This window comes from Pontibacillus sp. ABV4_188 (assembly GCF_056311905.1).
The window spans coordinates 195438-209537 of the sequence record NZ_CM149975.1; the positions used below are offsets into that span (position 1 = coordinate 195438).

Consider the following 14100-nt stretch of genomic DNA (forward strand, 5'->3'; position numbering starts at 1 on the left):
TTATTGGTAATAGAAAGGGGTTTACATATGAGAAATACGGCGTGGTGGTTACGTATACGAAATAGTTACTGGTTCCTGCCGAGTGTGTACAGCATTCTTTCAATTATAGCAGTTGGAGTAACAACGCTAGCTGACCTGTTTTTCGTTGAGGATTTTGCAAAAGTTATTCCATCTTTATTTCTGACCAATCGAAGTGTAGCTATGTCTTTATATACAGCTCTGATCACATCAATTTTAACGATGACGACTATTAGCTTCTCTTCCATCATGGTTGTATTAACGACGTACTCACAGCAATTCTCTCCAAGAACGTTACAAGATTTTATGAGTGACAGAACAACACAGCACGTGTTAGGTGTTTATGTGTTTGGGTTTATTTATACGCTATGCAACTTACTCCTTCTCACCAAAGATAAAGAACGCCTTCTTGCCAGCCCGTTCCTTACCGTTGTAGTAGCCATTACGACACTTGGGTTCTTTGTCGTCTTTATTCACCATTCAACTCGCTGGGTGCAGGTGAATAATTTAATAGGTAAAATTCAACATGAAACATATGATGTAATTGGGAGGACTTTTTCTGAGAAGCAGTATGATGTTTTTCAGGAGTGGGACCAAAAAGAAGTAGAACAAGTTCAATCTAACCTTAACCAAGTGGTATATGTGGAGCGTTCGGGTTATCTGCAGCATATTGAGTTTAAAGCATTTATACAATGGGCAAAGCAAAACGACATAACGGCGTGGATGCACGTACAAGTTGGCGATTACGTAGAGAAGGGAATTCCTTTATTTTCTTATCGAACAAACGAAGAAGAAGCGGACATAAATGAAAGTGCTGGTTTGAATTGTATGATTGTAGGGAAGGAACGAACGAGTCTACAGGATATTGAATTCTCGATACAAAAATTAGTGGAGATTGCCCTTAGGGCTATATCTCCTGGGATAAATGACCCTCACACGGCTATTAATTGCATTAACCGAATCGGGTCGTTATTAGCTGAACTAGGACATAAATACAAACCCTTTCGTTATTATACAGATAATGAGGAACGTTTAAGAATTGTACTCAACCCCAAGCCCTATAGTGAATATCTTTATAAAAGCTTTTACCAGATCCGTTTATACGGGAAAAATGATGTTTCTGTCATGAACGGAGTATTAGAAGCATTATATAAAACAGCTCTTGTAAATGAAGGTGAGATCATTGAGGATATTTGGAAATTTGCTGTTTATATAATTGATGGAATTAAAGATGAGGGGTATCATGAAGTAGACCTTAATGCAATACGAGACACTGCTTCTAAATTGGCCAAGCATTGTCAAAAGGAACCTGTGATTTAAAGGAGATAGAGATTTATGGAGTGGAGAAACATTTATAGAGGAATGATGATGGGAGCAAGTGACGTTGTCCCAGGTGTAAGTGGGGGAACAATCGCTGTCCTATTGGGGATTTATGACCGGTTAATTGAGGCGATTTCAGGTGTTTTTAGTCGGGAGTGGAAGAAGTATATAGGTTTTCTTGTTCCTTTGGGGATCGGAGTAGGGATCTCGATTGTTTCGTTGAGTAAATTGATTGAGTACTTGTTTGAACACCACGAACAAGCGACCCTTTACTTTTTTCTTGGACTAATTATCGGCGTTATCCCTTTCCTGTTACACCAAGCTAATTATAAAGAAAACTTTAAAGGGAGTCACATGGTCTTCCTGCTTGTTTTTGCTGCGCTCGTTGCGTCTATGGCATTTCTTGAGACAGGAGAGCCAGAAGCATGGGAAGGGAGCTTGTCCACCGGGCAAATGATCGCGTTATTCTTCTCAGGTTGGATGGCAAGTATGGCTATGATTTTACCAGGTATCAGTGGTTCTTTCCTCTTACTTTTAGTGGGAGTTTATGAAACGGCTATACAAGCTGTATCCCAGCTTCAAATCGGACGCATCGCTCTAATTGGAGCAGGTGTAGCTGTCGGTCTTCTAATAAGTAGTAAGGCAATCCGTTATTTGTTCAAACGTTTCCCATCTCATACGTACGCAACCGTAATCGGTCTTGTGATTGGATCTGTTTTTGTTGTTTTTCCGGGGTTTCCGGGTGATCTAATTCTTTGCTTGATTACGTTTATTGGTGGCTTGTTGGTTGCTTATTTATTAGGGAAAGTTGAGTATTAGGATCATTAGGATTCGTAGGGTTTCATATGAAAAAGAGGTCATCCTTTTGGGGATGACCTCTTTTTTATGGTAGTTGTGTGTGCTTTTCATAAGGCCCCACACGAGGTGGGGTCGTTCGACGTTGGCTATTGACGTGGCTCTTAGTCGAACTTCCTCTTTTTACAGGGCAAGCCCCCTGCGCTTTTCTTAGATCCAGCTCCGGAGGCTAGGGCCTAGCGCGATAAGCAAGCTACTTTCAGTCTGCTGCGCAGACTTACAGTAGCTTGCTTATCCGTACGGCCCTGGGCAAGCCCCCTGCGCTTTTCATTTGATCTAGCTCCGGCGGGGAGGGCCTAGCGTGATAAGCAATCTACCTCCAGTCTGCTGTGCAGACTTACAGTAGCTTGCTTATCCGTACGGCCCTGACCACCCCGCCTGCGCTTTTCTTAATACCTAAATGCTGTTGCGCCTACGATGATTAGTAGGATGAATAGTACAACGATGAGTGTGAATGTTCCTCCGTAGCCACCGCCGTAGCCGCCTCCGTAACAACAACCGTATCCACCATAACCGTACATAACATCTTCCTCCTTTAATGATCTTAAGAGATTCAATTATTTTTCATTAGACTTAGTAACCGTAGCCACCGTGTCCTCCAAATTGCGATGCTCCTACGATGATCAGTAGGATGAAAAGAACCACGACGAGCGCGAATCCTGTGCCGTATCCTTCACTCATTTGAATCCCTCCTTCAAGATCTGACTTCTCTACTACAATATGCAGATGACCCGGATTTGGTTGGGTTCTTCCGCGAATTCATTAAAAATGGACGTTTGCCTAGAGAAGGGGGAGGGGGGATGATTTATACAGAAAAAGCCGCCTTAAAAGGCGGCTTCCTGAGTTAGGTTAGGCTTTTTCCCAGTTAGGTGTTAGTTTAACCCCAGCGGCTTTTAGGGTCGTGTAAACGGGACAGCGTTTGTCTGTAATGCGTTGAAGTTCATTGATTCGTTCTTGTGTTTCGCTAGTATGAACCATTGCATGAACGTTAACCGTTTGGAAGTAAGGCTGTACGTTCTCATCACCCATTAATCCGCGGGGATCAAGGGAGCCGTCAATAGTAAATTCAATGCTTTCTAAATCAAAGTCGATTTCTTTTGCAACCATGTTTGCGACCACGGTTTCGCAACCTGCTAAGGAGCCAAGGAGGGTTGAAAGAGGGTCAGCTCCTTCATTTGTGCCTCCCATTTTTTGAGGTTCGTCTATAACAAAAGTGTGCTCGTCTGCTTTTATTTCAGTTTTCATACCTTTGGAGTTTGTGGTTACCTGAAATTTTTGTTCTGCCATGATTCAATTCCTCCTTTATTGTGATTCTCTTTCATCATAGCGGTTATACAAGTTTCAAGATGTAAGGTATATTACATTCTACTCGGGTAGTACCCTTTCCCATTAGGTTTAAACGAGATAGAAAACATGAGCTAAAAAAGCAAAAGAGCTGCTCGATGTGTAACCATCGGCAGCTCTTTTAGTTACCTGAACCACTTAATATATTTTTCAGTAATAGATGGGACCACTCCACTAAACAACTTACTTCTCCAGTATTCGTTGCTTGCTCTTTCAATGGCAGCTGTGTGGTTTGGATAAGGGTAAATCATACTTGAAAGTTCACCAATTTTCATCCCTTTCTCAACAGCCATAACAGCCACTTGCATCCAGTCACCAGCCCCTTTTCCGATTGCGTGTGCTCCTAGAATATGACCTTTTGTATCCGTAATAATCTTTATAAATCCTTCTGTTTTATGATCGGCAACGAAGCGGTCAACGTCCGCTAAGTCTGTATGGTAGAGAAGGACTCCATCATGTTTTTCTTGTGCTTCTTTTTGGGTTAAGCCAAGGTGGAATACTTCAGGTGTAATGTATGTGTTCCACGGTATTAAATCATAAGAAGCTTTTCGACTTAAGCCAAACACAGCATTTTGTACCACTGTTTTCCCTTCGTAACCAGCGACATGAGTAAATGGCGGTGTGCCGTTTACGTCACCGATTGCAAAGATGTGACCAATATTCGTGCGGAGGGTGTCATCAACATTTACAAATCCACGCTCATTCATTTCCACTCCGGCCTGATCAAGTTTTAGAGAGTCTGTATTTGGTTTGCGTCCTGTCGCGAGGAAGATTTGATCTGCCTCGATTTTATGTTCTTCGTCGTTAACCGAATAGTGAACATAATTCTGCTCATCTGAACGAGATGTTTTCTCTACATTTGCATTCGTGATGATCGTGAGTTCTCGCTCTAGAATCTCTTGGGCTTTCTGTTGAATATCTTGATCTTCCTTGCCAAGAACCCCTGGACCTGCTTCAAGGACGGTAACTTCAGATCCTAAGCGGGCGTATGCTTGTGCAATCTCCAGACCAATCGGGCCCCCGCCGATAAAGACCATTTTCTTCGGCAGTTGTTCAAGGTCAAAGACGGTTTCATTTGTAAGATAACCTGTTTCGTTCAACCCTTCGATTGGAGGGACGTTCGGTCTAGAGCCTGTTGCAATGACGATGCGTTTTCCAAAGAGAGGCTCCTCGTGGTGCTCGATCTCTACTTCATGGTCATTTCGAAACGAGGCGCCCCCTATATAGACATCAATTCCTAATTCTTCAAAGCGTTCGATGCTGTCATGTTCCTGGATATGAGAGATTGATTCTTTGACGCGTTGATTGATCGCTTTCAAATCAACGTCGCCTGAGGCGTGTACGCCGTACTTGGATACGCTTCGTGCGTGATGAATTTCGTTTGCGGCTTCAATAAGAGATTTAGAAGGCACACATCCGAAGTGTAGGCAGTCGCCTCCTAAGTCTTCGCGTTTTTCGATTAGGGCTACTTCGGCCCCTAAAGAAGCGGCTCCTGAAGCAACGGTAAGGCCACCTGCCCCGCCACCTATTATGATTAAGTCGTACTGTTTCATCGTACATCTCTCCTTTTATGACAAGATTCGTTTGGCTTCTATGAAGCGTTGCATAGCTGTAAAGACTTCAACGGCGAAAAAAGCGAGTGTCGTCCACATTAGGATAGAAGGAAATAGCATCATCACGCTGAAGAATATAAAACCTTCTGTACGCTCTGCTACGCCCGCTTGATAGTAAAAAGATTTAATTCCTTGCTTCTCTGACACAGCCCCAACTGTAAGGAAGATGGTCATGGAGAAGATGATGGAAACACTTAAGAGAAGAAGGGGCCACATTACCTCAGGGTGAAGATAAGCTATGCCTAAAATAATGCTGATTTCAACAATTCGGTCAAATGTGATATCCATGACTGTTCCGAATGAAGACGGTTTTGTCATTCTGGCCATCGTTCCGTCTACGGCATCTAAAAAGCCAGAAAGCCAAAGTGCCAGGACAGCAAGAATTGGAAAACCAAGGGCATAAATTCCGCCTGAAGCAATGCCGATAATAAACGCAATTGTCGTGACTTGATTGGCAGTTAAACCTAACTTAGTTAACCACTTCGATGTGTGCTCAATCGAAGGTTGAACATATTTTCTAGCGTGTGTGTCGAGCATGGTTACACCTCCTGCGCCCTCTATCCTGTAAAGCCAAGCCACCTTTTAATCCGTTCCCGAAACAGAAAGGTGATGGCCATTAGCGCAAGAAGAAGAGAGACAGCTAACATAATTTGTTTTATATTACCGGTACCAAGACTTGCTCCTAAATAGCTGTAAAGGAGCGTTCCTGGAAACATCCCGATCATAGATGCTGGAATGAAAGATCGGAATTTTACCCGGGTAATTCCTGCTACATAACTTAAGAGATCGAATCCAACAATTGGAGTAAGACGAAGGATGAGAACGTATAGAAACCCATTTTGATCGATCTTTGTAAATAATTGTTCAGACCATGAGAAGTTTTGTACTTTGACGAGTGAATCCCCAAAGAAGCGCCCCATTACGTATCCAGTCGCTGCAGCGCCGGTGGCTCCTAATAAAATATAGAGAAAGCCAGGCCACACTCCGTACACGAACCCTGCTACCAACGAAAGAATCGATGTTGGAAAGAAAACGATAGGGCCAAGCGCGTAAATGAGAAAGAATATAAATGGCGACCACCATCCAAAGGATTTTACAAATGCACTAATCTCATCTTTCCCTAAATTGAACTCAAACCGAACAATATATGCGGCTATACCAAATAGGATAAGTACAATCGCCGGTTTCATCCATTTTTTAAGTTGTGTCATATTACCCATTCCTTTGCTGTGAATTTATAAACGTTTGAACGGAATCAGGGTGTGCTGATACGTATGTTATTTCATCGGTATTGAGTCTTATTGAGCTGGAAACGGTGACGTGTTGGTGCAAGTCTTCTATGAAAATTTGATAAAGCGTGTGACCGTGAACGTGCAATTTGTTCTTCATAACGCCTTTCCAAACGGTATCTACTTGTTTTGGTTTTGTCTTTGATAGGAAAAGCGATTGAACAGGAATGAATGTTTCATCGTCCACAATTAAATGATCTCCAAAGAAATCTGCAACAAAGGCGTTAATGGGAGAATGATAGACGTGTTCTGGCTCACCAATTTGTTGGAACTGGCCATTCTCAAAGACACCTACATAATCTCCCATTTGCATCGCTTCTTCTTTATCATGTGTCACAAAGATTGCTGTAATCTCCTGGTCCTTCAAAAGTTGTCTTACCCAAGTTCGCATCTCATTTCTTAGGCGGACATCTAAGCTGCTAAAAGGCTCGTCGAGTAAGAGTAGATCTGGTGAGATTGCTAACGATCTAGCTAAGGATACGCGCTGTTGCTGGCCACCTGATAATTCATAGGGAAAACTCTTTTCATAACCGACAAGGCCAACTTGGTTGATTAACTCTTGTGCGAGACGCAACCGTTCCTTTTTCTTTTTTCCTTGAAAGGTTAAACCGTATGCTACATTCTCTTGAATGGTCATGTGCGGAAACAATAAAGGATGTTGGAAGACTAAGCTTACCGGACGTTTATTTGCTTCTAAAGTTGTTACGTCTTTGTTATTAATAACAAACGTGCCTGTTGAGAATGTCTCAAGACCCGCCAAACATCGAAGTAGGGTGGTCTTGCCGCTCCCTGAGGGTCCTACGATACTTAAAATGTCTCCTTTATTTAATGTGAAAGAGAGGTCTGAGAAAATCGCTTCTTTATGAAATGATTTCGATGTATGGTCTACAGTAATAAACGATGATGTCATAAACGAGTCCTCCAAGGATTTTGATACGGAAGGAGCGATAGTAAAAGCTCCATTGAAAGGTAGAATAAAATTGGAAGCAACGCAAACCAGGTTGAGAACGCTGCAAGTACCGTACTACCTGCTGAATTTAAGAAGGGGAAGTAGATCATGGCGAGCGTAACCACATTACCGCCTCCAATAATGGCTGTAATAACATACTGGCTAAGGCTGATGACAAAGATCAGAAAAACCGTACTTCTAATTGAGGGCATAAGGAGGGGCAACTCAACACTAAAGAAGCGATGCCACCTATTCGTACCGAGCACTTGAGCTTGTTGCAACATTCCAGCCCCCATTGAAGCGTAGCCACTTTGTAACATTTTGATGCTATATGGAATAGTAGGGACAAGGTGTATAAGTACGACGCCGATCCACGTATCTGAGAGTCCAATACGAATCATGGCGACGTGAATGCCCATCGCAATGGCCAATAAAGGAACAATTAAAGGCAGGAGGAAGAGCGATTCGATTACTGATTTCCCTTTAAATGAATAGAAGGCGAGCGCTTTTCCGGCTAAGAGGCCGATGCTTACATTTAGTAAAACGACAAGAGCTCCTATACCTAAAGAAACGAGGGTTGCGTGAATTAACTGACTCTCTGAGAAAAGCGTTTCCCAGCCTATAAAGGAAAATTCAATGTCTTCATTACGGCCAAAACCAAAATTCAACACGGTGCTCTTCAAAAATAAAAATGCGACAGGAAGGATGAAGAAGAGCAAGGTAAGCGCCCAAAACTGTATTTTTTTCTTTTTGCTAAGATGATTCATACTAATCCTGTCCTTTCGTAAGGAGCATCCGTTTTCGGTTCATAGCCGAAAAGGCGATAAAGCTAACGATCCCGATTAAAATACTAGTTATCATCATGGAAGCAAAAGCTAGAGGGCGTTCATTCCAATCTCCTGAATAAAACCAATCGTAGGTTAAGACGGAGATCATCTCAGGGAAGGTGGCTCCGAGTAAGAACGGTACCTCGTAGGCGCTTAAAATAAAGGCAAATAAGATAATACCCGCTTCAAGCAGAACCGGGAACACCCATGGCCATTCTGCATCTTTAAATGCAGCTAATTTCCCCCCACCTAAAGTCTGAACGAGATCTTTATATCCGGTTTGTTGTTTCGCGTAGATCGGCAGCAACATTAAGACAACAAATGGAGTTTCCTTTCCTACATAGGTAAGGATGATCCCGATCCCGTTTTGATCATTGGTCATAATAGGAAAAGATGATGTGCTGCTAATCAATCCCATTTCGACAAGGGTTTGGGAGATAAGACCGCTCTGCTCAAAAAGGAGGAGAACAATATATCCCCATACAAAATGAGGGAACATCATTGGGAGCCAAATGCTAAGTTTTCCTTTTGTACTCTGGATGATAGGGGTGAAGGCTCTTGTAAGAAGTAGCCCGAGTAATAAAGAGAGCACTGTTGCAATTAAGGTAATGCGAACACTATACCCAACAGACTCCCAAAACGCCTCTTGTTGGAAGAGTACTCTATAATGCTTGGTTGTGAATGAACCATTTTCATGTAAGCTAGTCCAAATGGCTGAAAATAAACCATAGGCTGGTAAACTGAGAAAAAGTAAGGCCGGAGTTAGGAGAATCCAAGCTTTATTTGTCTCTGATAACTTCATCTTTCCAATTCTCCTTTATCCACTCTACATATTGGGCATCGGCTTCTGGAAGGAAGCTTCTGTCTAATACTTCGTTTGATAGGACGCTCTCACCTCGGTCTAATGATTCAAAAGCTTGGCGGTCCTCAACTGATAATTTATCTAAGCTGATCGGTGTGTTATCACCCCAATAGGTAGGCTCAAGCTTTGCTGTTTGAGCTTCTGGGGATAATAAGAAGTTGATTGCTGTCATGGCCCCTGCTTTATTTGGGCTATTGTAAGGGATGGCTAGAAAATGAGTGTTTCCAATTGATCCTGAATCTAATACGAAACTACGAGTGGATTCTTTGAAAATTCCATCTTCAATCATATGTTCAGCGCGCGCCTCATTATATCCCATCGTCATCGACACCTCCCCCTTACTGTATAGTCGGTCTAATTCAGCTAAAGAAGCAGGATAGTGCTTCCCATCTCTCCACAAATCGGATTGAATATCATTCAAGTAAGACCACATGTAGGAGCCGGCTTCCTTTGCTAACTCTTTAGAAAATGGCTCTTCAATGAGTGTATCGGTATCTTCTGCCCCTTTATAGAGGAGGTGTCTTAAGAAAGCATTGCCTGAGAAGTCATCTGGATTGGGGTAGGTAAATTCTCCAGGGTTCTCACTAATCCATGTCTTAAGCTCCTCGAAGTTTTTAGGTGGTTGTTCGATCTTTTCTTGATCATATAAGAAAACGAATTGGACTTTACCCCATGGTGCTTCATAGCCTTCTGTTGGTGTACCGAAGTCGTAATCAAACGCAAGATTTTCTTGTTCGTAGTAATCTGTAAAGTTGGGCAATTGATCACGAAAAGGACCGTAGAGAAGTTCGTTTTCTTTCGCATTTTTAAAATTCTCCCCGTTTACCCAAATGACATCAATCGTGCCATCCTGTTTGCTTGCTTGTTTCTCGGAGTAAAGTTTCTGCAGGATGTTGCCTGTGTCCATCGGAGTCCGTTCTAAGTTGATGTTGTATTGGTCTTGTAAGCGAGGGGCGACCCATTCGTCTATATAGTTGTTAATCCCTTCATCGCCTCCCCACATATGTATGCGTACAGTGGTTTCTGAAGCTTGAGCCTCGATCTCTTCAAAAGAGGTGTCTTGTAAGGATTGGGTGTTTTTATTGTTCTTAGCCCCTTCATTGCCACAAGCTGTTAGAAGAAGCATGAATAGAAAAAGGCTTATAAATTTTTTCAAGTGTAATCCCCCTTGTTTCTTTGAAAATAGTTTTTGTCTAGTTGAGATTAGCAGTATTTAATTGGTTTGAGGTTAGGAATTGTTGTGGTAATCATAGATCGCCACTTCCGGCATTTTGCTTATCCGTACGCCCCTGGGCAAGCCCCCTGTGCTTTTCTAGTGTCTAGCTCCGGCGGGGAGGGCCTAGCGAGATAAGTCATCTTTTCTCCAAAGGCTAATCGCCTTTTCCGAAAAGCTGTCTTATCCGTACGGCCCTGGGCACCCCGCCTGTGCTTTTCTTTATTCCATTATACATTTATTATAAAAGTATTAACTGTAATCCAACTTACATGAATGTGCTCATTTGTTTCGATTCTGGTTGGGATATGTTTAAATAGGGTGAGAGTATTTCAAGGAGGTTGTTTTAGTGGAGTTTATTCGTGAGATGAATACGTTTCAAGATCTTATAAATGGAGAAGAGCCGGTGATTATTAAGTTCTCGGCGAATTGGTGTCCGGATTGTAAGCGTATGGACATGTTTATTGGTGATATTGTGGAAGAGTACAATGCTTATAAATGGTTCGAGATTAACAATGACGAGTTACCTGAGGTTGCTGAGAAGTATGAGGTTATGGGGATTCCTAGTATCCTTGTATTCCAGAATGGTCAGAAGATCGCTCATCTTCATAGTGCAGATGCGAAGACGCCTGAGGAAGTGCAAGGTTTCTTGGCTAGCACGTTTAAATAACTGAAAAGGTCGGTTTTCAAACACACAAATGTGGAGTAAAATGGAAAAAACTCCGCGTTTGTGTGTTTTTTTATGGGCAATTATAAGGGGGGATTGAGGTGTTAGGAATCTTTGAGAGGTATTATAAGTGGGTAAATGCTTTTGTTTTTCTAGGGATTGGGGTCTTGATGGCGGGAGCTTCATTTCTGTCACTATCCTTCTATACTTTGTATATAGGTATTCTCTTGTTAGCTCTTCTCCAGTTGGTAACGGATGCTTCAGTAGAAGCGTCCCTTTCGTCTTCAGAAGAAAGCGTGATGAAGCGGTTTGGGTGGAAGGTTGTGAAAGGATTCCCAGTCGCTTTTTTGTTTATGCTGATCATCATGAATGAAAAGCCGGGGGAAATACGGGTTGGAGGATCGCAGAGGTTCTTTCTATTAGGTACCATCTTTGTGGGTGGTTTATTTGCTCGACTGCGTAAAGATCCTAATACGTATCAAGATCCTGATCCTTTACGAGAGAGTCAGGTGAGATTGGCTGCTTTATTAGTAGCGATTGCTCTTGTATTCTTTGCTACTCTTTTCTGGGTCGGGGGTATGTTTGAATAACACAAGGAATAAATAACGAGCCGGCTACCTTTTAGGAGGTTTCCGGCTCGTTATTTTATATTTAGTCATCTTTTAAAATATTCACAAGACGTAGCAGGTCTAAGAATAGATTAATAAAATCTAAATACAAGTTCAGTGCAAGAAGTGGAACGTCTTTCTCGTTAAAGTGACCGTTCTTAATCTTGTTAATGTCGTAGATAATAAACCCTGAGAAGATAACAACACTAATCAACGTAATAACAAGTATAGCTGCGCTGCCTAAGTTAAAGAAAATGTGGATTAGCCATACAAGAATGAGGGCAAGTAGCGCACTCATGAGTATGCCGCCAAGGAAGCTTAGATCCCGTTTCGTCTTCCAGGCATAAAGGGACAATACAATGAAGATTACAGTTGTAACTCCAAGTACCATAAGGACGGTAGTAGCTCCAATGGAACTAATATAATAAGAAATGGCTGGGTACAACGTTAATCCTGATATAAATGTAAACAGAAACAGAAAGCCATACCCAATCTTCTTTGCTTTACGCAGAAAGAAAACAGAGATCAGTAAAATAAATTCTAAGATTACGAGTGGGAGAAACAATGCAGGTGGAACCCATTGCCCCATATACAAACCGACCGTTGCGACAAGCAGAGATAGCGCAAAGGTTCGGAGTACTTTGCTGAGTAGTTCATGTTTTTTCAAAAGTAGTCCCTCCAATAGTAGGTGCGGTGTTTAGTATAATCCTAACTTGAGCAAGCGTCTACCTGACTTGTGTGTTCCCTTTACACGTTACCGGTAACCACCTTGCTAAGCATCTATATTCTTTACGAAATGTATTGGTATTTGGTTTCAACTCGTGCTGTAATTTCTAACTGCCCTGGCTGCACAGGAGTACTTGTAGCTCCAAAAGCTTCAGATTTCACCATGGTCTGTGGTGTAGCTTGAGAAGGTGGAAGCTGTTCATCAATAGAGATCGGTGTCATGTCAATTTGGAGGTTCATCGTCTGTGCGATTGTCTGAGCTTTCGAGTTGGCATTTTTTAAAGCGGAGGCGAGCGCTTCCTGGTAATAAGACTCAGGGTCCTGAACGGTAAAAGAGATGTTTGAAACTCGGTTTGCCCCGTTAGCCACAGCCGTATCAATGACTTCACCTGTCTGTTCTAGATCTTCAATCGTCACGTTAATGAGATGAGTGACCTCATAGCCCCTGAACTGCTGCTTTCCATCAATGTAGTCATATTGCGGGAAAATAAAGTAGTCAACGGTTTGAATATTTTCTTCTGGAATGCCAATTTGAATGAGAGAATCAATCACTTGATCAAGTGTTTGGGCATTCGTTTGTTGAGCAGTTGTAAGTTCTTCATCTTGCGTTTCAACACCTAACTTAATAGTGGCGACATTTGGCTCAAGCTTGACTGAACCAATACCTGTAACGGTCAAGAAGCGGTTGGTGTTGCGTTGCCCGTCGCGATAAAGCGGTTGTGGTGATGGATAATACATAATGATTCCACCTTCCGTCTAGAATTAATCCTACTATTTAATTCATGAGGGATGGATGTGAAATATGCCATTTTGTCCTGCTAATGTGGAGAAAAGTTGTTAAAGAGGTATGGAAATGGGGGAATGGAAAGGGAGGAACTATAAAAAGGAGCGAACAAAAATGGGATTTTTATTCTCTCAGTTTTCAAAACCATCAGGATTTGTTGGCAAAGTAGTAGGTTGGATGATGTATAAGCAGAATGCTGATATCAATAAATGGGCCATGTCTTTCTTGGATGTTCAATCGACGGATCATGTGTTAGAGATTGGGTTTGGACCAGGGTATTGTGTGAAAGAGCTTTGTGACACGTATGAAGGAGTGCGTGTGAGTGGCTTTGATCCTTCTGAAACAATGGTCGAAGAGGCAAAGCGTCGCAATCAAAAAGGGGTCGAAAGAGGGCAAGTACAGTTAGTGAAAGGGTATGCAGAAGAAGTGACCCAACTACATGATACAATAGATAAAGTGCTGGCTATTAATAACATTACGTATTGGGAAGATCCGGTTGGGACGTTGAAAGCATTACGCAATCAGATGAGTGAAAAGGGCAGGATTTCTGTCGCACTACAGCCTCATGAGAAAGGAGCGAATGATCAGACAACGATCATCATAGGCGACCAAATTCGCTCATTTTTAGAGCAAGCAGGTTTTAAGCAAGTGCTTGTCCATCATAAGCCCGGTAACCCTACTAAAACCGCGTGTGTAGTCGGTTCAGTATCCTCTGATCCGCTAATAGCTAATGATTTTTAAAGGGGGATGAGCCCATGAAGCCATCATTAAAGAAAGAAGAACGGGAGCAAGTACTATCTAAGATTCAAGGATACTTTGAATTGGAAAGAGGAGAAGAGATTGGAACCATTGCAGCTGATCAGTTCTTTCAGTTCATTGAGAAAGAAATCTCTTCGCATTTCTACAACCAGGGAGTACAAGACGCAAAGAAAATGGTAGAAGAGAAAATGATGAACCTCGACGAAGATATCACCTCCCTTGAAAAACCTACTTACCCCACAAGAAGATAAACAAAAACGTGCCAG

Annotated in this window: 18 protein-coding genes; 6 read left to right on the forward strand and 12 right to left on the reverse strand. The window is 42.2% G+C overall.

Annotated features, from left to right (window positions below):
• Positions 1-27 precede the first annotated feature (27 nt).
• Together ACYX4O_RS01125 and ACYX4O_RS01130 are read left to right on the forward strand one after the other, a co-directional pair.
• Complete coding sequence (locus tag ACYX4O_RS01125; RefSeq protein ID WP_476353858.1) at positions 28-1338, forward strand: DUF2254 domain-containing protein; 1311 nt, start codon at positions 28-30, stop codon at positions 1336-1338.
• A 15-nt stretch (positions 1339-1353) separates the two neighbouring features.
• Positions 1354-2157 (forward strand): DUF368 domain-containing protein, encoded by an 804-nt coding sequence (locus tag ACYX4O_RS01130; protein ID WP_476353860.1) that lies wholly within the window; start codon positions 1354-1356, stop codon positions 2155-2157.
• Positions 2158-2582: 425 nt separating this feature from the next.
• Here ACYX4O_RS01130 and ACYX4O_RS01135 read toward each other — a convergent pair whose 3' ends face one another.
• The 10 genes from ACYX4O_RS01135 to ACYX4O_RS01180 form a co-directional block, all read right to left on the reverse strand.
• Entirely contained in the window at positions 2583-2714 is a 132-nt protein-coding gene (locus ACYX4O_RS01135) for a YjcZ family sporulation protein (protein WP_084599704.1), read from the reverse strand.
• Between the two features lie 52 nt (positions 2715-2766).
• Positions 2767-2874, reverse strand: coding sequence for a YjcZ family sporulation protein (locus tag ACYX4O_RS01140; RefSeq protein ID WP_084599696.1), 108 nt, complete (start codon positions 2872-2874; stop codon positions 2767-2769).
• A gap of 168 nt (positions 2875-3042) precedes the next feature.
• Positions 3043-3480: an OsmC family protein gene (locus ACYX4O_RS01145; protein WP_476353863.1), complete on the reverse strand. Its 438-nt coding sequence runs from the start codon at positions 3478-3480 to the stop codon at positions 3043-3045.
• Between the two features lie 182 nt (positions 3481-3662).
• Positions 3663-5090: a dihydrolipoyl dehydrogenase family protein gene (locus ACYX4O_RS01150; RefSeq protein WP_476353865.1), complete on the reverse strand. Its 1428-nt coding sequence runs from the start codon at positions 5088-5090 to the stop codon at positions 3663-3665.
• Positions 5091-5105: 15 nt separating this feature from the next.
• Positions 5106-5687, reverse strand: coding sequence for a CDP-alcohol phosphatidyltransferase family protein (locus ACYX4O_RS01155; RefSeq protein WP_476353867.1), 582 nt, complete (start codon positions 5685-5687; stop codon positions 5106-5108).
• Positions 5688-5707: 20 nt separating this feature from the next.
• Positions 5708-6361 (reverse strand): TVP38/TMEM64 family protein, encoded by a 654-nt coding sequence (locus tag ACYX4O_RS01160; protein ID WP_476353869.1) that lies wholly within the window; start codon positions 6359-6361, stop codon positions 5708-5710.
• A 1-nt stretch (position 6362) separates the two neighbouring features.
• The gene (locus ACYX4O_RS01165; RefSeq protein WP_476353871.1) at positions 6363-7349 is read right to left on the reverse strand and encodes an ABC transporter ATP-binding protein; all 987 of its coding nucleotides are present in this window, start codon (positions 7347-7349) and stop codon (positions 6363-6365) included.
• A complete protein-coding gene (locus ACYX4O_RS01170) occupies positions 7346-8155 on the reverse strand; it encodes an ABC transporter permease (RefSeq protein WP_476353873.1) in 810 nt (269 codons plus the stop codon). Before ACYX4O_RS01170 ends, ACYX4O_RS01165 begins: the two co-directional genes overlap by 4 nt.
• Position 8156: 1 nt before the next feature.
• Positions 8157-9017: an ABC transporter permease gene (locus tag ACYX4O_RS01175; RefSeq protein ID WP_476353875.1), complete on the reverse strand. Its 861-nt coding sequence runs from the start codon at positions 9015-9017 to the stop codon at positions 8157-8159.
• Positions 8995-10233: an ABC transporter substrate-binding protein gene (locus ACYX4O_RS01180; RefSeq protein WP_476353877.1), complete on the reverse strand. Its 1239-nt coding sequence runs from the start codon at positions 10231-10233 to the stop codon at positions 8995-8997. Before ACYX4O_RS01180 ends, ACYX4O_RS01175 begins: the two co-directional genes overlap by 23 nt.
• Before the next feature lie 424 nt (positions 10234-10657).
• Between ACYX4O_RS01180 and ACYX4O_RS01185 the strand changes: the two genes are divergently transcribed.
• Both ACYX4O_RS01185 and ACYX4O_RS01190 read left to right on the forward strand, forming a co-directional pair.
• Entirely contained in the window at positions 10658-10960 is a 303-nt protein-coding gene (locus tag ACYX4O_RS01185; RefSeq protein ID WP_476356967.1) for a thioredoxin family protein, read from the forward strand.
• A 98-nt stretch (positions 10961-11058) separates the two neighbouring features.
• On the forward strand, positions 11059-11547 hold the full coding sequence (locus ACYX4O_RS01190; protein WP_476353879.1) for a hypothetical protein: 489 nt from the start codon (positions 11059-11061) through the stop codon (positions 11545-11547).
• A gap of 61 nt (positions 11548-11608) precedes the next feature.
• Here ACYX4O_RS01190 and ACYX4O_RS01195 read toward each other — a convergent pair whose 3' ends face one another.
• Positions 11609-12232 (reverse strand): Bax inhibitor-1/YccA family protein, encoded by a 624-nt coding sequence (locus tag ACYX4O_RS01195; RefSeq protein ID WP_476353881.1) that lies wholly within the window; start codon positions 12230-12232, stop codon positions 11609-11611.
• Positions 12233-12354: 122 nt separating this feature from the next.
• Positions 12355-13029 carry an SIMPL domain-containing protein gene (locus ACYX4O_RS01200; RefSeq protein ID WP_476353882.1) on the reverse strand — a complete coding sequence of 225 codons (675 nt, stop codon included), beginning with the start codon at positions 13027-13029 and terminating at the stop codon, positions 12355-12357.
• Positions 13030-13144: 115 nt separating this feature from the next.
• Here ACYX4O_RS01200 and ACYX4O_RS01205 point away from each other — a divergent pair, with 115 nt between their 5' ends.
• Both ACYX4O_RS01205 and ACYX4O_RS01210 read left to right on the forward strand, forming a co-directional pair.
• The gene (locus tag ACYX4O_RS01205; RefSeq protein ID WP_476353884.1) at positions 13145-13816 is read left to right on the forward strand and encodes a class I SAM-dependent methyltransferase; all 672 of its coding nucleotides are present in this window, start codon (positions 13145-13147) and stop codon (positions 13814-13816) included.
• 14 nt (positions 13817-13830) lie between these two features.
• Entirely contained in the window at positions 13831-14085 is a 255-nt protein-coding gene (locus ACYX4O_RS01210) for a DUF2164 domain-containing protein (RefSeq protein WP_476353886.1), read from the forward strand.
• Positions 14086-14100 lie beyond the last annotated feature (15 nt).